An 18,214-nucleotide genomic window follows, 5' to 3' on the forward strand; every position below is an offset into this window, starting at 1 on the left:
TGCCTGTCGTGACTTCCTCGGGAAGATTCCATGCACACACTCCTGCTCCTGACCGCCGTCCTTTCCTCCATGCCCCCGGCCTTGGATGCCCCCGTCACCGCTCGCCTCGAGGTGCGCTCTGCCCTGACGCTGCCCGGCTCCCAGCGAGGGGCGCTCCGCCTGCTGGATACGGACTCCGATGAGGGTGAAGATACGCCGAGCATCGTCGGCCGTGTCGCCGCCGAATACCTGGCAGGAGTCGGCACCAGCTTTGTGCTCACGCTGCTGAACAGCCAGCTTCTCATCGACCTCCCGGGGGGCGTTCTTCTGTCGGTCATGATAGCGAGCCTGGTGCTGGGACCCGCCGTGGTAGTGCCGCTCACGGGCAGGGCGCTGGACGGACGCGGCAGCGTCAACGCCGCGCTGCTCGGAAGCCTCCTGGGCGCCGTGGGGCCACTGCTCTTGGGTGTGGTCACTTCTCTGGGCTGCAACGACCCCCTGACACTCAGTCGAGTCAATCAATGCGAAGCCAACATCGTACCAGTGGCCATCTTCATGCTCCTGCTTCCCTCCGCTGGAGCGGCCCTGGGTTACGAGCTCTCGGCGCCCAAGCCCTGGCTGTCCAGGGGCCATGCCTCGGGCACGTCCACCCCGGCGCCTCGTTTCGTTCCGGTGCTGGCCCCGGCGAGATACGGGGTAGGGGGCACGGTCGGCATTGTCGGAAGGCTGTGATGCGGCAGGCGCTCGCATGGATGGCGGTCGCGGTCCTCTGCTGCGCGGCGGGAGCCCCGGACGTGGAGGCGCGGCTGGAGGAGGCGCTGGCGGCCCATGCGGGGGCAGGAGCGCTCCATGCGAAGGGCAGGTACTCCGAGGCCCTCGCCCAGGGTGAGCGCGCCCTCGTGCTGCTGGAGTCCGTGCTGGGGAGTGCGCATCCAGAAGTCGCCCGGTGTCTGGACCTGCTGGGAGTCCTTTACCAGCTCCAGGGAAACGCGGCCGGAGCCGAGTCGCTGCTCCAGCGCGGCCTCGCGGTCCGGGAGGCGGCGCTGGGCAAGAGCCACCCCGACGTCGCCTCCTCGCTCGACCACCTCGCCTCTCTCTACAAGGCGCAGGGGGCATATGACCGGGCCGCGCCGCTCTTCGAGCGTGCTCTCGCCATCCAGGAAGAGGCGCTCGGCAAGGAGCATCCCCAGGTTGCCCGGGTGCTCAACAACCTCGCCCGGCTCTACTCGGAGCAGGGGCTGTACGGCCGTGCCGAGCCGCTCTACCAACGCGCGGTGGCCATCCAGGAAACGGCGCTCGGCAAGAACCATCCCGACCTCGCCTCCTCGCTCAACAACCTCGCCAGCCTCTACATCCACCTCGGCTCGTACGCGCAGGCGGAGCTGCTCGCCACGCGCGCGCTCACCCTTCAGCAAGCGGCCTTCGGCAAGAACCATCCCGACATCGCCTCTTCGCTCGACAACCTCGCCCGCGTCTTCGCCAGACAGGGCTCTTTCGCCAAGGCCGAACAGGCCTACCTGCGCGCGCTCGAGCTCGTTGAACAGACCCAGGGCAGGAAGCACCCCTACGTCGCCGAGCTGCTCACCCACCTCGCCCGGCTGCGCGTGGCTGACAACCGCCTCGGCCAGGCCCTGCCGGCCTTGAAGCGCGCGTTCGCCATCTCCGAGCTGCGCCTGCGCTCGGAAGCACTCCACTTCTCGGAGGGCCGGCTGGCCAGCTTCATCGCGCAGCTGCGCGCCCAGGAGGAGCTGTTCTACGAGCTGGTGCGAGCCGCGCCACACGACGACGACGTGCGGCACATGGGGCTCACCGCGGCGCTCCTGCGCAAGGGCCGCTCCGTCGAGCAGATGGCGGAGACCTCGCGTACCGCCTACCAGCGCGCGAGCGCTCAGGACCGAGAGGTCTTCGACCGCCTGCGAGTCTTGCGCGGCGAGCTGGCAAGCCTGTCGCTTCAGGGCCCCGGCCCCATGCCGCCTGCCGACTACCAGCGGCGAGTCAAGGAGCTCGTCGTCCAGGTCGATGCCTTCGAAGCCGAGCTGGCCAGGCGCTCCGCGCCCCTGCGCGCGCTGCGTTCGCTGCCAGCTTCCGAGGACATGGTCGACCGTGTCGTGGCGGCCCTCCCCGAGGACAGCGTCCTTGTCGAGTTCGTCGCGTACACGGACCGCTCGCTCCTGCGCAAGCCCGGCACGCTGGAGCCGCGGCACGCCCCGCAGCTCCGGTACCTGGCGCTGGTGCTCCTCCCGGGCGGGCGTATCCGCGCCGCCGACCTCGGACCCGCCGCGCCCATCGACAGCGCCGCCGCGGCAATGCGAGATGCCCTGGCCACCCGCGACGTGAACTTCCTGCACTCGGCCCAGGTGCTCTACCAGCGTGTCCTCCGTCCCTTGTGGCGGTTCCTGGACGGCACCCAGCAGGTCTTCATCTCGCCGGACGGGCAGCTGGGGCTTGTCCCTTTCGCCGCCCTCCACGATGGCTACCGGTTCCGCGTGGAAGCCCACGACTTCACGTACCTCACCTCCGGGAGGGACCTGCTGACGCGCTCCCGGCAGGCCGCTCCTTCCCAGGCGGTGGTCGTCCTGGCAGACCCGGACTTCGACTTCGCGGTCCAACCCTCCGCTGACAAGCCGCTCGAGCTGGCGGAGCGCTCGGTCGCCGTCGAGCGTTTCTACTCCACGCTGCGCGACGGCCTGTCCGGAACTGCCTGGCCCTCCCTCCCTGGCACCCGCGGGGAGGCCGAGGCCATCCGGCGCATGGTTCCTCGCGCTCGGATCTTCCTGGGCCGCGAGGCCACCAAGGCGCGGCTCTTGAGCGTGTCAGCCCCCGGCGTACTGCACCTGGCCACCCACGGCTTCTTCCTCAAGGACGCCGCCACGCAGGAGGCCACCCGCGCCGTGGGCTACTCCGGTGCGCTGAGCCCTGACCTCCACGCCGCGTCCTCCGCCGACCCGCTGCTACGCTCCGGCCTTCTCCTGGCGGGCGCGAGCGCTCCAGGGCCCGACGCCTCCGGCGCCACGGGGCCACCCCCCGAAAGCACGATGGTGACGGCCCTGGAGCTGGTCGGCCTCAACTTGTGGGGCACCCAGCTGGTCGTCCTGTCCGCCTGCGACACGGGGCGAGGCGACGTCAAGCTCGGCCAGGGTGTCTACGGGCTGCGCCGGGCCTTCGTCGCGGCGGGAGCGGAGACGGTGGTGATGAGCCTGTGGAAGGTGGACGACGCGGTCACCCGGGTGCTCATGGAGAGCTATTACCGCAACCTGCTGGCGGGGCAGGGCCGCGCCACGGCGCTGCACCAGGCGATGCTCGCATTGCGGCGGACGCACCCTCACCCCCACTACTGGGCACCCTTCATCGTCGCGGGACAGAATGGCCCTCTGCGCGTGGCGACATCGCCGGAGGACTAGCGCGTCGACTTCAATCCACTGCCTGAGCAGGACAGCCGGAACACGCGAAGGGGACCGCCCCGGACCCCGGAGTAGGATGCCGAGGCCATGACTTCGCCAGACCCGGCCCTTTCTGACCGCCTTCCCGACTGGGGCGACGGAGTCCTTCCCTACGCTCCGCTCTCGACTCTCAAGCCGCTCGCCGACGGAATCTGGTGGGTGGACGGGCCCGTCATGAAGATGCGCTATGGCCCGGTCTCCCTGCCGTTCCCCACGCGCATGGTGGTGCTCCGCCTGCGCTCGGGCGGGCTGTGGCTCTGGTCTCCAACGGCCCCGGCGCCGGGCCTGCTCGCGGAGGTCGATGCGCTCGGCCCCGTCGAGCACCTCGTCTCGCCGAACAGGTTCCACTACGCGGGCATCCCCGCCTGGAAGGCGCGCTACCCGCGTGCAATGGCCTGGGCCTCTCCAGGGGTTCGCGAGCGTGCACGCTCACAGCAAATCGACGTCGCGTTCGATGCCGACCTCACCGACGACGCGCCCGGAGCCTGGGCGGGCGACGTCGAGCAGCTCATCTTCCGGGGCAGCCGCTTCGTGGAAGAGGTGGTGTTCTTCCACCGTGCGTCCTCCACCCTGATTCTGGCGGACCTGGTCATGGCCCTCGAACGGGAGCGCATCCGGCCCCGCCTGCGCTGGCTGCTCGCGCTCGGCGGCACCCTGTGGCCGGGGCAGACGCCGCGCGAGGTCCAGCTGACGGCCTGGGGCCGGAAGTCCCAGGCGCGGGCCTGCTACCGGCAGCTCATGGGCTGGCAGCCGCGTCGCGTCCTCGTCGCGCACGGCCGCTCCTTCCTCGAGGACGCGACGCCCCAGCTCGAGAAGGCCCTCGACTGGCTGCGCTGAGCCGCACCCACCCCCAGCGCATTGAAGCTTGCGCTTAATTAGGTCATGACTTAAATACGAGGGGTGCTCGCCTTCATCGCCCTCTCCGACCCCACGCGTCGGCGCATCGTGGAGCTGCTCGCCAGCGGTGAGCGCTCGGCGGGAGAGCTGGGCGAGAGCTTCGACATCAGCGCCCCCGCCATCTCCCAGCACCTGAAGGTCCTGAAGGAGGCGCGCCTGGTCCAGGTCCGCGCCGAGGCCCAGCGGCGCATCTACGCGCTGGACCCCGCGGGCCTCGACGAGCTCGAAGGGTGGGTCGTCCGCATCCGGGGCTTCTGGAACGAGCGCCTCGACGTGCTCGAGCAGCGACTGGCCGCACACCCCGAAACGAAGAAACGGAGACGCCCTTGAATCCGTCCGCCCCTCCTCCCGAGTCGCGCAGCACGCGCCTGGAGCGCCTCCTCCCGGGCTCGCTGGAGCTCGTCTGGCGCTACCTGACCGAGCCGGAGCTGCTGGCCGAGTGGCTGTCCGTCTCCCGAATCGAGCTGCGCGAGGGAGGCCGCGTGGAGCTCCAGCCGCTGCGCACGGAGGGCACGGAGCAGCGGCCCACGGAGCGCACCGTCCGGGGCGTGGTGACGCGGTGTGAGCCTCCGCGCGTGCTGTCCTTCACCTGGAGCGACGAGGAGACACCGCACTCGGAGGTCACCTTCGAGCTCGTGCCCCAGGGCGAGAAGGTCCGGCTGGTCCTCACGCACTGGCGCGCTCCGCTCCACGCCGTGGCGCTGGCGGGCTCGGTGCTGGACTCGCTCGCCTTGCGCCTCGGTGCGCGGGGGCCTGTTCGCCGCGCCGCGTGAAGCCGCCTTCCATTTCTTCCACACAGAGGCCCTGCGATGAACATCCCCTACGTCGTCGAGCAGACGCACCGCGGAGAGCGGACGTACGACTTGTACAGCCGGCTGCTCAAGGACCGCATCATCATGCTGGGCACGGAGGTGACGGACGACGTGGCCAACATCCTCGTCGCCCAGCTGCTCTTCCTCGACAGCGAGGACCCCGAGAAGCCCATCAACCTCTACATCAACTCGCCGGGAGGCAGCGTCACGGCGGGGCTGGCCATCTACGACACCATGCAGTACGTGAACGCGCCGGTGTCCACCATCTGCGTGGGACAGGCCGCCAGCTTCGGCGCGGTGCTGCTGCTCGCGGGAGCGAAGGGCCGGCGCTACGCCCTGCCGAACGCGCGCATCATGATGCACCAGCCCCATGGAGGGGCGAAGGGGCAGGCCACGGACCTCGAAATCCAGGTGCGGGAGATGCTGCGCCTCAAGAGCCGCCTCAACGAAATCATCCAGCGGCACACCGGGCACTCCATCGAGCGCATCGAGAAGGACACCGACCGCGACTACTACCTGAGCGCCGAGGAGGCCCGTCAGTATGGCCTCATCGACGAGGTCGTCGCGCGCCCGCCATCAGCGTCCAAGTCGCCCGAGGGCCGGTAGCCCGCACGGCGCTCGAAGCCGGGCTCATCGGCAGTCGAGCCATTCGAAGAACGCCGCATGCGCGGCGACTGCTTCGGACGGGAGGTTCCCGAGCGAGCGCTGGAGGCAGTAATAGGCCTTCAGCTTCTCATCGCCAGCCTTCGTCCGCGGCCCCAGGAGGACCTCGAGCGGCTTCACCTCGAGAATCCCGAGCTCCTCCTGCCTCAGCGGGCGTATGCCCCTGACTCCGCGAGACTCGAGTCGCATGTCCAGCAGCGTGAGCTCGGTCTTCGCGTCGTGGGGCGAATGGGTAATCCGGGCCCAGGTGGGGCCCACGTACTGCCCGTCCTTCAGCACGAAGGGATTCATGCCCCACGCGAAGGCGTAGAACGCCAGCGTCGGGTCTCCGGACGGCCACGCCATCGGGAACGGGGCGCTGAGGGCGGTCTGCCAGCCGATGAAGTCGGCATCGGCCGGATTCCCCATCTTCAGCCCCAGCGACTCCTTCCACTTCTGCTCGGCCACGGCGGTGACCTTCGCCGTGATGGCCGCGGCATCGGGAGGCGCTTTCTTCCACAGGCTCATTCAATCTCCGCTGGAACCCGAGGGCCCCGAAGGGCCCTCGGGCGTTGGCCACCTGCCGCAGCCTACTTCAACGCGCTCGCCGGAATCTCGACCACGTACGTATCCACGTCGAAGTCGCTGCTCGAGCCCCAGTTGGAGTTGAAGGTCACCCGCGTGAAGTCGCGGTTGACGCTGGCGACCGGCGAGGTCCAGTACCCATCCTGCTGGGTGTTCGCCTTGGTGCGGTGGTGCGCCAGCGTGTAGACGGTCGGATTGGCTTTCAACTGCACGGCCATCACCTTGCGGTGCATCCACTGCAGCGCGCCGCCGCCGTCGGCATAGGTGCTGATGACCACCCAGCCGGGCTTGTTGAAGGCCTTGCCCGAGACGTGCAACGCCGTCGCGGTGCCGCTCAGGTACGTCGGGAACAACATCGTGCGCACGCCCGTGCGCAGGTTCACCATGAACACCTCGCCCTCATTGGTGCTGTAGTCGATGGCCACGTAGACGTCGTCTCCGTTGGCATCCAGCGCGATGTCCGAGTGCTGGGACGCATGGAGCAGCTGGGTCTTCCTGGTGAAGTCCCGGGAGAATGCCGCCGTGCCCTGCGCACTGACCCACGACACGACACAGGAGTTGCCACTGGGGGACATGCTCACATGGTCGGGCCGGTCTCCATTCGTGTCGTACATGCCCAGGATGGTGTTGGTGTCGCGGTCCCACGTGAAGACGCCCACGCTGTTCCAGTTGTCCCCGTCGACCATGAAGCACCAGTAGCGCCCGTCCGCCGAGGGTGAGCCCTCCGACCGCGTCCATGCCGCCATCGCGGTCGGCCACCGGGCCTTCAGCCGTGCGGCAAAGTCACCCACGACGCGAGTCGCTCCCGTCGACACGTTCAGCTCGTGGAGCTTCATGCCGATGCCCACCGTGGGCAGGTGGTAGAGCAGGTTGGGATTCGTCGGGTGCCATTGCGGCTCCACGTCCCCGGACAGCCCCGACAGCTGCTTCAGGCGCGCGCGGGTGTTGGCGTCATACACATGCCAGGTTCCACCATTATAGCCGGATATCAGCTGCTTCGTGCTGTTCGCGTTGAAGGCCTGCCGGCGCGAATAGTCGTTTCGGGCAAAGCCCGATACTCCGTCAGCGGTGTAGTTGGTGACGCGCACGAAACACGTCTTGTAGGTGGGCTCCGAGACCGCCACGCCCTTTGCGGGCTTCGCCCACGTGGGAATGGGGGTGGCCTGGCGGGTGCTCGTCAGGGCGAAGTCAGGGGAATAGAACGCGGCACACGCAGGGCTGAGCGCAGGGTCACTCGCGGGAGGAGGTGTCGTCTTGCGCTCGCACGTCTTGAAGCGACCGGGCGCGGGGTCCGGATTGAAGAAGCAATACACGCGGCCCGCGGGCAGCTCCCGGGTGGCCCAGGTCGTCCCCTCACCGAATCGGACAGTCGACGGCGTGGCCAGCGTGAAGTACTGATACTGGTTCGCAACCCTCTCCCAGCCCTCCTCGACGAGTGAAGCGTCGCCCATCTCGGAGTCGGGCGCGGCTTCCGCTGCCGGCAGCGGAGCAGGGGTGCTGCTGTCGGCCGTTCCATCGCCACAGCCCACCAAGGTGAGACACACCAGTGCGGCTCTCCACAGGGTCACATCGCGCTTCAAGACAGGATGCATATCGAGCACTCCTCGCAGGTTTCCTACAGCAAGACCATGTCAGGGTATTTTCAATCCAAATGACTTTCAATGATTAACTGCAATTCTTGATTAATGAGGCTTCGCGGCTTTTGAGACATGAGTGAGGAGGATTGTCATCACCCAGCGGCCTGTTTGTGGTGTGGACTGTCCACCACAGCCCGGCGGGAGGCCCCTCTCGCTACGGAAGCGGCGAGGTGGCGCTGGGTGTCCGGGAGTTGCATCGCATGTTTGTTTCATGTTCCGGCGCGGCGACATGTCGGCCGACACACGCCGACGTGTCGGAAGCCTCCGTGGGGGCCCCTCGCCGGCCACGCTCCCTCGGGAGACAGGGGCGAGACGCCCGGCACGGCCATTGCTCAAGGTCCGGAAGCAACGCGGCGACGGGGATTGCGTCCCGCTCCGCGAGCACACCCTCATCCGCCCAGGAGTCAGGTCATGTCCCTTCCGAGCAACCCCACGCTGCCGATGTCCAACCCCAACTCGCTGTACACCACCCTCGTCAACACCACGCCCAACACGCTGAACGTCGTCATCGGCACGCCCGACTCCACCCAGCTCATCTCGCTCTCCAGCAACACGCTCGGGCCCGCGGGCTCCGGTCAGGACTCGGTCACCGTGATGTCGCAGTACTACGGTAACAACACCGTCAACATCGGCGTCTTCGACCCCAACTACTCCCAGAGCGCCTCCGTCGCGTCCTTCGTGGCGCACCAGCATGATGAGACGGGCTTCCGGAATCCCGTTCCCTGGGCGGACACCTTCAACTTCGTGGACGGCTACGTCTTCGTGGGAGCGCCGTCCGCGCAGCCCGGGCATCTCAAGGTGACCCTCGGCCGCAACAGCAGCGCGAAGTAGCGAAGCAAGCGCCGCGCGGGACGGACAGCGGGGCAGGTGTCGTCGGACTCGTCCCGACACCTCTCCCCGCCATGCGTCGTTCCTCGCGCGGAGGCAGCCCGCCCGCTGCATCCTTGTTGCGCGTTGTAGTGTCCTGATGCGGCTTGTACCGGGCTGATCGCGCACGCCCAGGGGCGCGATCGCACGGGCAGCGGAAACCGAGGGGGACTGGACGCGTGCGTGATCGCGACACAGATCGGCGGCCTGGATCACCGACACATCTCTGTCGTAGGAGAGGTCCGCGATCAGCTCACGCGCCCGGAGCCCTTCCGTCCCCGGAAGGACTACAGGGTGCAACAGGCATGGGCGGTGTGTGTCGGGGTGTCCCACGCACCGGGCAGCATGGGACGCGGACACCCACGAGCACCTGAAGCACGCAACGGGCCCGGCGCTTCACGCACGGGTCCATTGGGAGGCAGCAACCTTGGGCGGGTTGGACTGGGTGCAGGTCGACGTGGGCTTTCCCCTGAGCCTCGCCGTGGTGGGCGCCGCGCGCCTGCTGGGCATGGAGCGGCGGGCCTTCCTGGGCGCCATCGTGGAGCTGCAGATCTGGGCCGTGCAGGCCTTACCCTCCGGACGCTTCGAGCCCTTCGCCGCGTCCGCGGGACGTCCGCGGGACGCGTCCGCGGACACCTCCGCGGACGAGGCGATCTGGTGTGAGGCGGTCGAAGGCGCCGTACGGTGGACGGGAGCACCCGGCGCGTTCTGGGAGACGCTGCTGCGCACCGGCATCCTCGTGCGCGAAGAGGGCGGCATCCGGCTGACGCTCTGCGACCGCTACGTGCAAGTCCTCGAAAAGAGGAGGAAGGAAGCCGAGCGGAAACGAAGAGAGCGCGCCAACAAGGCCGCCGCGTCCGGCGGACGTCCGCTGGACGCGCCAGGGACATCCAGCGCTAGAAGGAAGAAGGAGAGGGAGAACGAGAAGAAGAGTCTTTCTTCAGCAGCAGCAATGGAGGTCGACCTGTCCTCCGGACATCTCGCGCCCGTTCCACCGCCACCTCCTCCGGACGAAGTGCTGTCCGTGGACGGCGACCCCATCCAGCTCGCGCTTCACGGCACGCACCTGGTGCCGGTGTCCCTGCCTCCCGAGGGCCGGAGCCAATCCGAGGACATCGAGCCGGAGTCTCCGCCCAAGGTCTCTCCGGCCCAGGCGGAGCTCTTCTTCGAGAGCTTCCAGACCGAGCGCACCCGGGCCTTCCGGGGCGTGCCGCGCGAGGAGATGCCGGCGGGCTGGCCCGACTGGTACCGGCACGCCCTGGCGAAGGTGAGCGGCGAAGAGGGCCGGTTGATGGCGGCCTGCCGTGGCTACCTCCAGTCCGACTGGGGCCGCTCCCGCCAGCCGGTGGGCACGGCCCTGGCCTTCTGCTCGCCGAAGGTGTGGGTGCGCTACGTCCCGCACGAGCCCTCCGACTCCGCCGCCGAGGAGTCCGTGCTCCCCGCCGTGGACGTGTCCACGCAGGCGGGCCGTGCGTGGCAGCGGTGTCTCATGCGGCTGCACGACCAGGGCAAGCGCTACGCCCTGCTATGGCTCCAGAAGGCGCGTCCGGTGGACGTGGAGGAGGGGAGGCTGATCCTGGGCGTGCCCGACGTCTACTTCCGGCAGTGGGTGGAGGAGAACTACGGCGCAATGGTGGACCTGCTGGTGCGCGACTGCGGCCTGCTGGGCGTGGCCTGGCGCGTGGAGGGGAGTGCCACCGCATCAGCCGGGTGACGCACTTCCTCCAGGCGTCCTGTCACGGCGTGGCTGTCGTGACGCTCTCGGGCGGCGGGTTGGCGTCTCCGGCGCGGTCCGAAGCGACCTGTGTCCGCAACGTCAAAGCCTGCTCTTCACTGGAAGCGGAGAACCATGTCGCTTGTCCGTAGCGCGTGTGGCTGGAGCTTGCTCGCGACGTGTTTCATCAGCTGCGCGGCAGTCGCGACCCTCCCGTCCGGGCAGAAGCCTGCCCGGGCGCGAACCAGCGCAGGGGTCTCCGCCGGCTCGTATCTCCTGACACCGGACGTCATCACGGACGAGGAGGGGAGAACCGTCCCGGTCGAACGCGGCCTCGTCTTCGTGCCGGAGAACAGAAGTGCCCCCGACTCGCGCCTCATCGCCGTGCATTTCGTGAGGGCCCGGCTGGGGCTTTGACTTCTCGGACCCGCTGGTCTTCGACAAGGCGGGCCATCTGGTCAGGGTCCGGTGCGGAAGACACTGCACGGAGACGAACTTCGGCGAGCTTCCGGCGCAGCTGAGGGAGGCCACGTCGCGGCTCTACAGCTTCTTCGATGCGGAGCTCGAGCCTTCGCCGCCGCAGACCTTCTTCAAGGGTCTGCCCGGCGAACTGAGCCTCGCGCCCAGCGACTTCGCTCCCTTGACGGGCCGCTCACGCTACGAAGAGTGGCTCGCGGGGCGCGATGAGCCGACGAATCCACGGGGCGCGCTTGCCGCGGCCTCCGTTTGTGGGAAACTCGGCTTGCGCGAGCGGCCGGGCCTTGTGGAAGGAGCATGCCGTGCGTCTGCCTTTGGGACTGCTGTTGTTCGTCTGTGCCTGTGGTGAAGCACGCGTGCCGGAGGAGCCCGCCCCGGGCCCGTGTGCCCTGGACTCGCGCCTGTCGCCGGAGCAGTGCCAGCGGGCCATGGCCATGCTCCTGCCGGCTTCGCTGCCTCCGGCGCGGGGCAACGCCGTAGCGGACTCGGAGGCGGCCGCCCGGCTGGGACAGGAGCTGTTCTTCTCCAAAGACATCTCCAGCACCCGCGAGGTGGCCTGCTTTGGCTGCCATCAGCCGGGAGAAGATTTCGATGACGGGCACGCGCACCCGGACCGTCCGCCCGGCTCGGGCCTGGATGCGCTCGGCCGCAACTCCCCGTCCCTGCTCAATGCCGCGTGGATGCGCACGCAACTGTGGGATGGGCGCGCGGACACGCTCTGGTCCCAGCCCCTGTTCGCCATCGAGAACTCGGCGGAGCTGGCCACCTCCCGCCTGGAGCTCGCGCACACCGTGACGACGAGGTTCCGCAGGGACTACGCCGCTGTCTTCGGGGAGAGCCCCTCGCTGCCCGTCCGCCGCTTTCCTCCCGCGGGCAGGCCCGGGGACTCCGGGTTCGATGGCATGAGGCCCGAGGACCAGGCCACCGTCAACCGCATCGCCGCCAACGTGGGCAAGGCCATCGAGGCCTACCTGCGCCGGCTAGCGGCGGGCCGGTCCGCGTTCGACCGGTTCCTCGGCGGCGAGCAGGCGGCGCTGTCCGCCGAGGCGCGCGAGGGGCTGTATGTCTTCTTCCTCGCCGGCTGTGACACGTGTCACTCCGGACCGATGCTCAGCGACGAGCGCTTCCACAACCTCGGGGTGCCGGCGGCGGAGGACAAGGCGCTGGACCCCGGGCGCGAGCAGGGGTTGCGCATCCTCGTCGCCAATCCCTTCAACTCGCAGGGGCCGTACTTCGACGGCTGGCGCCCCTTGCCCGGCTGGGAGGCCTCGCCGGGGCTCCATGGTGCGTTCCGCACGCCGCCGCTGCGCAACCTCCTGGCCTCCGCGCCGTATGGGCACAACGGCCGCTTCGCCTCGCTGGAGGAGGTGGTGGACTTCCACCTCGTCGCCTCGCGGGCTCCAGGGCGCTACCTGGGCGAGGTGTCCCCGCTGCTGCGTCCGGTGACGCTGGCGTCGGCGGAGCGGGCAGCCCTGCTCGCCTTCCTCCGCTCATTGGAGGGCGAGCGCGCGGGGCGTCCCTGGACATGGTTTCCCTGAGTGCCAGGCGGCCTCTACCGCCCCGAGAGGGACTCCGCGCGTGGCTTGCCTTCGGCCGACGCGGGCATGCCCATCTCCAGAAGCACGGACAGCGTGGGCGCCACGTCCACCGGGTCGATTTCCTGGAGGTACAGGCCCGCCTTCACGCCTCGGCCCGCGAACACCACAGGCACCTGCGCGTCGTAGGAGTACGGGGTGCCGTGGTTCGTCCCGCGTGGGTAGTCGCTCACCACGTGGAACGGCTTCGGCACGAAGAGCACGTCCCCGCTGCGCACCGGGTAGTAGCCACGCCGCAGCGGCGCCACCAGCCCTCCGAGGTCCGGGGCCGTGTCCAGGTCGTCCTTCGCCAGCGCCGTCAACGTGAAGGGCTGCTTCGCCAGCCACGCCGCCGCCGCGCGCCGCACCGCCACGCCGTCCACCTGCCCCGACTCCAGGGCCTTGCCACCCAGGTACACATCCAACGTCAGCAGCTTCACCGTCACGTCGACGCCGAACTTCGAGCGCAGCTCCTGCGCCAGCTCCTTGGCTGTTTCCACCGGGTGGATGCGCCTTGCCGGCAGGCCCGCCTGGGCCCAGGCCTCCGGAAGCTCCGCGCCCCCATGGTCCGCCGACAGCGCGATGACCAGGTTCGCCTTGCCTCCCGCCGCGCGCTCGGCGGCGGTGATGAGCTCGCCCAGCGCCTGGTCCAACCGCAGCAGCGTGTCCTGCATCTCCCACGACGAGGGGCCGAACGCGTGGAACACCGCGTCCGTGCCGCTGAAGCTCACCGCGAGAATGTCTGGCACGTCGTCTCGGCCCAGGCCCTCGCCCTCCAGCGCGGCCTTCGCCGCCTGCACCAGCAGCTCATGTGAGCGGGGCGACACGGCAAAGACCCGGTACGACGCGGGCCCCGGCTCCTCGAGCCCGCCGCTGATTGCGTGGGGGAAGGTGCGGCCCATGCCGTAGGGGTCCGGCGGTTCCGCGGCGCTGTCGTCCCCGCCCAGGTACTCAGCGCGTGGACGCAGCAGCTGCCATGGCTTGCCAAAGTCCGCGTCCGCCAGCTTTCGTGCGTTGAACGCCTGCATCCACGCGGGCACGGCCTTCGCGTACCAGGTGCTCGTCACCATCTTCCCCGTCGCCTCGTCGAACCACCACGCCTGTCCCTGGCGCCCGGCCAGTGGAATCGCCGCGCGCGCCTTGAACGACAGCGCCACCACCTTGCCCCGGCCCTGGGTGGACACGCGCAGCCGGTCCGCCAGCGTCTCCGCCATCAGGTTCTCGGGGCTGGTGTCCGACGAGGGGGCGGTGACTCCGTCCAGGATGGGATGCGTCGGGTCCATGTAGGGCTGCACGCTCTGGTTCGTGGCACGGTCATGGACGTCGTTGTCCACGATGCCGTGGCGCCAGGGGTTCGCGCCGGTGGCCAGCGTGGCGTGACCCGGTGAGGTACGGGCCTCCGCGTAGGCATAGCGCGCGTAGGGGTAGTACGCGCCCGTGTCGAGCAGCCGCCCCAGACCGCCGGTGAGGCGCGAGCGGTTGCGCAGGAGCACGTCGCTGCCCAGCCCGTCCACGCTGATGAACAGCGTCAGCTTCGGGGCCTTCGCCGCGGCGGGCAGGGCGGACAGGACGAGGAGGGCGGCGAGCAGGCGAGACATGCCGGACAGACTCTCCGCCCAGAGGGGCAGAAGCAACCAGGATGCGTCCCCACCGCGTCAACGAGCCTGGTCCGATTGTTCCAGGCCAGGTCCCGAGCAGGCCACGGACGACCCGTCCGCGATGCCCACTCCGTATCCGGGACACTCGGCATCGACGGCCGGTAGGCTGTCCTGGACTGTGGCAGGGAGGTCGTGTGCGGAATCAGGTGGTGTGTTCGGTCCTGGCAGGCGCGCTCGTCGGGGCGATGGTGGGCTGTGGTGAGGCGTCGGTACCTCGGAACGGCGAAGGACCGGGAGACGGGCCCGTGCTCCGCGCTCCGGACGCGGCGCTCCTCCAGCGCATCGAGGAGACGCGAGCGCGCGTCCTGTCGGACACCTGCTTCCGCGAGCAGCCGGACAGCGCCGGGTGCGCCTGGGTCGACCATCCATTCAACCCGTCGGAGTTCTCGATGACGGAGAGCACCGGTGAGGCCATCCTCATCGTGGACGACTTCCAGTCCCTCTCCCCGATGATGCTGCGCTACCGGAACCGCCTGCGGGGCTACTTCCGCACGGCGGAGGACGGCACCCTCGCCGCCATTCCCTTCACCTGGCACACCCCCGCGGGCCTGCACGAGGCGCTGGCGGCGTTCGCGGGCCCGGGCATCATTCCCGCCGAGTGGCTCCGGTCCCTGTGGGGCCCGCTGCACGACACCTACGGCTTCCACACCGGCGCGGGCCTCGGCCACGGCAACATCGTGATGTCCGCCGTGGTGGAGGCCAACCCGCGGCAGCCCCTCGTCCTGTGGAAGGACGATTCCTTCCGGGTGGCTCCGCGCGAGGCGTTCTGCGCGACTTCCACGACGCCCGAGACGCTCGCTCCGCTGCGGGAGCATGCCCGGCGGAGGGCCGAGTCCCTTCGGGCCGTCATGCGCGAGCTGAACGTGCGGTTCATCAACTACAGCCGGGGGGAGACGGTCACGACGCTTCGCGAGACGTGGGTACGGCGCTGTGGCGCCGAGGCGCCCTCCGACGAGGTGCTCCGCGCGAAACTGCTGACGGAGGAGCCCGTCATGGAGGTGCTGTTCGGCTCTCCGGGCGTCTTCGCGGCCCATGCGGCCGCCGACGTCGCCGGCCCGGAGGAGTCCCCGTTCGACTTCCCCTCCGAGCGTTACCGCAACCGCCTGCGCGTCGGCTACCTCAGCGAGCTGGAGTCGGGCCTGGACACGGAGGGGCGCGGACCGCACGGGCACCTCCAGGGCTGGCCCGCCGCGCACGCCGCGGACCTCTATGTGAACACCGGCATCCGCCCGAGCAGACCCTTCGACTACAACCGGACGCCGTTCCTGGTGGTCGACAACTTCGGTGTCGACGTGGCCCCCTTCGGGAGCTTCCCGACGACGTCCTGGGTGACGCCCGTCGCGCTCTCGAACTTCATCTTCCTGCGCGATGGCAAGCACGGCGCGGAGGAGCTGTCGGACGCGCTCGTGCGGACCATCATCTCGGAGATGGTGCCGTCCGGCTGCGACGCGCTTCCCGGGGGCCGGTGCAGCTACCAGGACCCGCTGAAGTTCGGGAAGACGGAAGCCATGCGCCTGGGCTACCGGGCCGTCGAGTACGTCGCGCCCTGATTCAGCCCGACCCACGCAGCCGTGGTGCTGCGTCGCGGCGTGGGTCGGTTGACGGTCAGCGGGTCAACCCCGTGCTCAATACAGCAGGGAGCGAACGGGCGTGATGGCGTCGAAGAAGGTGCCAATCCCCAGCTGGCCGTCGGAGTTGTTGCCCCAGGTCCACAAGGTGCCGTCGGAGCTCACCGCCAGCATGTGGTATCCGCCGGCGGCGACGGAAGACACCCCGTTGCTCAGCCCTTGTACCTGTGTCGGCGCAGACACGGAGCTCGTGGTGCCGTTCCCTAACTGGCCCCAATTGTTGGAGCCCCCCGCCCACAAGGGCCCTGCGGAACTCACGGCCAGTGAGGAACTGCCGCCTGCCGCCACATCCACCAACCCGGTCACCGACATCTGCGCCGGCACTCTGGAACTCGAACTGCCGCCCATCAATGTGCCCCGGGTACCCCAGCCCCACGCCCATCCCGTGCCATCCGCGCGCACCGCGACAGAGTGGTAGTTTCCTCCGGACACGGCCACTGCTCCGGTCAGTCCTTGCACCTGCACCGGTATTGCGCTGTTGGTCGTCGTGCCATCCCCAAGTTGGCCGTCCCAGTTGCTCCCCCAGGCCCTCACAGTGCCGTCGTACAGCACTGCCAGCGAGTGGCTATTGCCAGTAGCGACATCCGCGACACCGCTCAACCCTTGTACCGTCACTGGCGCGGATCTGTCGTTCATGGTCCCGTCGCCCAACTGGCCGTACCAGTTGCTGCCCCAGGCCCGAACGGTGCCGTCGTAACGCAGCGCCAGTGTGTGTGTGCCACTTGCGGCGATGCTCGTAATCCCGCTCAGAGATGGCACCTGAACAGGCACAGCGCTGCCAGAGCCCCACTCCCACACGGTGCCATCGTAGCGCAGCGCCACCGAGCGGCTGCCGGCCGCGGCGATAGCCATGACTTCGCTCAACCCCTGCACCTTTACGGGTATGGACCGGCGCGTTGTTGTCCCATCCCCGAGCTGACCGCTCCGGTTGCTACCCCAGGCCCAGACGGTGCCATCATAGAGTACCGCCAGCGAGTGCTCATATCCCGCAGCCACGGCGACTGTACCGCCGAGCTCCTCCACCGCCATCGGCACAGGGTGGCGAATCGGGACTCCGTCCCCACGCTGGCCATAATCGTTCCTGCCCCAGGCCCATACGCTGCCATCGGAGCGCAGCGCCAGCGAGTGAGCCTCGCCCACCGCGACGGCAGTCGCCCCGGTCAGGTCCTTCACTTGCACGGGTGTGTAACGACCATTCTTGGAGTCATCTCCCAACTGGCCGTAGTAGTTTTCGCCCCAGCCCCACACGGTGCCATTGGAACGCACCGCCATCGAGAAGTCGCCGCCTGTAGCCACATCCACGACCCCGCTCAGTCCTGAGACTTGCCTCGGTGTCGTCTGTTGATACGTGATGTAATAGTCGGTACCCCACGTCCACACGGTGCCGTCTGGCTTCACCACGACGGAGTGTCCATCTGCCGCGGACACAGCCACGATTCCACTCAGCCCTTGCACCTGCACGGGCGTCAGGCTGTCAGTCGTCGTGCCATTCCCCAGCTGACCATCGTCATTGTCGCCCCAGGTCCACACGGTGCCGTCAAACCGCACGGCGATGGAGAAATAGTCTCCAGCAACCACTGCCACGACTCCGGTCAGTCCCTGCACTTGCACGGGGGTCGTGCTGTCGGTCGTCGTGCCATTTCCCAACTGACCGTAGTAATTGTCGCCCCAGGCCCACACAGTGCCATCTGGCTTCACCGCCAGCGAGTGATAGCTGCCTCCAGCCACGGACACGGCACCCGCCAATCCCTGCACCTGCACGGGCGTGGAACTGTAGCTGCTCGTGGAGCCACTCCCCAGCTGGCCATCGCTGTTGTAGCCCCAGGCCCACACGGTGCCGCCGGAGCGGATCGCCAACGAGTGATAGTGGCCCGCGGCCACGGCCACGGCTCCGCTCAGCCCCTGGACCGGCACAGGCGTGGAGCTGTCGGTCGTGGTGCCATTCCCGAGCTGGCCCAGGCTGTTGTATCCTGCCGCCCACACGGTGCTGTCGGGGCGTATCGCCAGGGAATGGTACCCTCCAGCAGCCAGACGGGCGCGTGGCCGCGCGCGCACGATTGGCGAACCAATCGACGCCGGTTCCTCTCCTGAAGGCTCCATCGGTTGGCCACAGCCGACCGCGAGCCAGATTCCGAGACAGGCTCCCAGCAACCTTCTCATCCACTGCCCTGCGCTGCTTTGCATTTGTCACTCCCCGGCTTACGGATTTGGCGGCTTTGGCCGGCATTGCCGTGAGTGAACTAGAGCAACTCTGGAACCGTTGGGCAATCGCCACGTCCGGCAGAACCATGCCCTGGGGCGCAG

Annotated in this window: 15 protein-coding genes; 11 read left to right on the plus strand and 4 right to left on the minus strand. The window is 68.7% G+C overall.

The genetic code is table 11. From position 1 onward, the window contains the following. Positions 1–30 precede the first annotated feature (30 nt). The 6 genes from LXT23_RS23550 to clpP all read left to right on the plus strand — a co-directional run bounded on the left by LXT23_RS23550 (position 31) and on the right by clpP (position 5,734). Positions 31–711, plus strand: a complete 681-nt coding sequence (locus LXT23_RS23550) for a hypothetical protein (RefSeq protein WP_253982517.1) — start codon at positions 31–33, stop codon at positions 709–711. 20 nt (positions 712–731) lie between these two features. Then, positions 732–3,380: a CHAT domain-containing tetratricopeptide repeat protein gene (locus tag LXT23_RS23555; protein WP_253982518.1), complete on the plus strand. Its 2,649-nt coding sequence runs from the start codon at positions 732–734 to the stop codon at positions 3,378–3,380. An 87-nt stretch (positions 3,381–3,467) separates the two neighbouring features. Beyond that, on the plus strand, positions 3,468–4,256 hold the full coding sequence (locus LXT23_RS23560; RefSeq protein ID WP_253982519.1) for a DUF4336 domain-containing protein: 789 nt from the start codon (positions 3,468–3,470) through the stop codon (positions 4,254–4,256). 63 nt (positions 4,257–4,319) lie between these two features. Then, the gene (locus tag LXT23_RS23565; RefSeq protein ID WP_253982520.1) at positions 4,320–4,646 is read left to right on the plus strand and encodes a metalloregulator ArsR/SmtB family transcription factor; all 327 of its coding nucleotides are present in this window, start codon (positions 4,320–4,322) and stop codon (positions 4,644–4,646) included. Further along, positions 4,643–5,089: an SRPBCC domain-containing protein gene (locus LXT23_RS23570; RefSeq protein ID WP_253982521.1), complete on the plus strand. Its 447-nt coding sequence runs from the start codon at positions 4,643–4,645 to the stop codon at positions 5,087–5,089. Before LXT23_RS23565 ends, LXT23_RS23570 begins: the two co-directional genes overlap by 4 nt. Positions 5,090–5,125: 36 nt before the next feature. Beyond that, positions 5,126–5,734: an ATP-dependent Clp endopeptidase proteolytic subunit ClpP gene (clpP, locus tag LXT23_RS23575; RefSeq protein ID WP_253982522.1), complete on the plus strand. Its 609-nt coding sequence runs from the start codon at positions 5,126–5,128 to the stop codon at positions 5,732–5,734. Between the two features lie 24 nt (positions 5,735–5,758). Here the strand turns inward: clpP and LXT23_RS23580 are convergent, their stop codons facing one another. Together LXT23_RS23580 and LXT23_RS23585 are read right to left on the minus strand one after the other, a co-directional pair. Next, entirely contained in the window at positions 5,759–6,298 is a 540-nt protein-coding gene (locus LXT23_RS23580) for a hypothetical protein (RefSeq protein WP_253982523.1), read from the minus strand. A 62-nt stretch (positions 6,299–6,360) separates the two neighbouring features. Further along, complete coding sequence (locus LXT23_RS23585; protein WP_253982524.1) at positions 6,361–7,899, minus strand: hypothetical protein; 1,539 nt, start codon at positions 7,897–7,899, stop codon at positions 6,361–6,363. 504 nt (positions 7,900–8,403) lie between these two features. On the opposite strand from LXT23_RS23585, the gene LXT23_RS23590 reads away from it, so the two are divergent. The 4 genes from LXT23_RS23590 to LXT23_RS23605 all read left to right on the plus strand — a co-directional run bounded on the left by LXT23_RS23590 (position 8,404) and on the right by LXT23_RS23605 (position 12,588). Further along, positions 8,404–8,823: a hypothetical protein gene (locus LXT23_RS23590; RefSeq protein WP_253982525.1), complete on the plus strand. Its 420-nt coding sequence runs from the start codon at positions 8,404–8,406 to the stop codon at positions 8,821–8,823. A 463-nt stretch (positions 8,824–9,286) separates the two neighbouring features. Next, positions 9,287–10,573: a DnaA N-terminal domain-containing protein gene (locus tag LXT23_RS23595; protein WP_253982526.1), complete on the plus strand. Its 1,287-nt coding sequence runs from the start codon at positions 9,287–9,289 to the stop codon at positions 10,571–10,573. Between the two features lie 135 nt (positions 10,574–10,708). Further along, on the plus strand, positions 10,709–10,990 hold the full coding sequence (locus tag LXT23_RS23600) for a hypothetical protein (protein ID WP_253982527.1): 282 nt from the start codon (positions 10,709–10,711) through the stop codon (positions 10,988–10,990). Positions 10,991–11,352: 362 nt separating this feature from the next. Further along, positions 11,353–12,588 carry a cytochrome-c peroxidase gene (locus LXT23_RS23605; protein WP_253982528.1) on the plus strand — a complete coding sequence of 412 codons (1,236 nt, stop codon included), beginning with the start codon at positions 11,353–11,355 and terminating at the stop codon, positions 12,586–12,588. A gap of 14 nt (positions 12,589–12,602) precedes the next feature. On the opposite strand, the gene LXT23_RS23610 is transcribed toward LXT23_RS23605, so the two are convergent. Then, complete coding sequence (locus LXT23_RS23610; protein ID WP_253982529.1) at positions 12,603–14,222, minus strand: alkaline phosphatase family protein; 1,620 nt, start codon at positions 14,220–14,222, stop codon at positions 12,603–12,605. Positions 14,223–14,527: 305 nt separating this feature from the next. Between LXT23_RS23610 and LXT23_RS23615 the strand changes: the two genes are divergently transcribed. Further along, a complete protein-coding gene (locus LXT23_RS23615; protein WP_253982530.1) occupies positions 14,528–15,832 on the plus strand; it encodes a hypothetical protein in 1,305 nt (434 codons plus the stop codon). 75 nt (positions 15,833–15,907) lie between these two features. On the opposite strand, the gene LXT23_RS23620 is transcribed toward LXT23_RS23615, so the two are convergent. Continuing rightward, positions 15,908–18,094, minus strand: coding sequence for an RCC1 domain-containing protein (locus LXT23_RS23620; protein WP_253982531.1), 2,187 nt, complete (start codon positions 18,092–18,094; stop codon positions 15,908–15,910). Positions 18,095–18,214: the final 120 nt, after the last annotated feature.

Source organism: Pyxidicoccus xibeiensis, assembly GCF_024198175.1.
GTDB lineage: Bacteria > Myxococcota > Myxococcia > Myxococcales > Myxococcaceae > Myxococcus > Myxococcus xibeiensis.

What these genes read in the sequence shown, in the direction of transcription:
- LXT23_RS23580 (WP_253982523.1), bottom strand. Translation starts at nt 6,298, where the DNA reads ATGAGCCTGTGGAAGAAAGCGCCTCCCGATGCCGCGGCCATCACGGCG.
- LXT23_RS23560 (WP_253982519.1), top strand. Translation starts at nt 3,468, where the DNA reads ATGACTTCGCCAGACCCGGCCCTTTCTGACCGCCTTCCCGACTGGGGC.
- LXT23_RS23610 (WP_253982529.1), bottom strand. Translation starts at nt 14,222, where the DNA reads ATGTCTCGCCTGCTCGCCGCCCTCCTCGTCCTGTCCGCCCTGCCCGCC.
- LXT23_RS23620 (WP_253982531.1), bottom strand. Translation starts at nt 18,094, where the DNA reads ATGCAAAGCAGCGCAGGGCAGTGGATGAGAAGGTTGCTGGGAGCCTGT.
- LXT23_RS23600 (WP_253982527.1), top strand. Translation starts at nt 10,709, where the DNA reads ATGTCGCTTGTCCGTAGCGCGTGTGGCTGGAGCTTGCTCGCGACGTGT.
- LXT23_RS23555 (WP_253982518.1), top strand. Translation starts at nt 732, where the DNA reads ATGGCGGTCGCGGTCCTCTGCTGCGCGGCGGGAGCCCCGGACGTGGAG.
- clpP (WP_253982522.1), top strand. Translation starts at nt 5,126, where the DNA reads ATGAACATCCCCTACGTCGTCGAGCAGACGCACCGCGGAGAGCGGACG.
- LXT23_RS23590 (WP_253982525.1), top strand. Translation starts at nt 8,404, where the DNA reads ATGTCCCTTCCGAGCAACCCCACGCTGCCGATGTCCAACCCCAACTCG.
- LXT23_RS23550 (WP_253982517.1), top strand. Translation starts at nt 31, where the DNA reads ATGCACACACTCCTGCTCCTGACCGCCGTCCTTTCCTCCATGCCCCCG.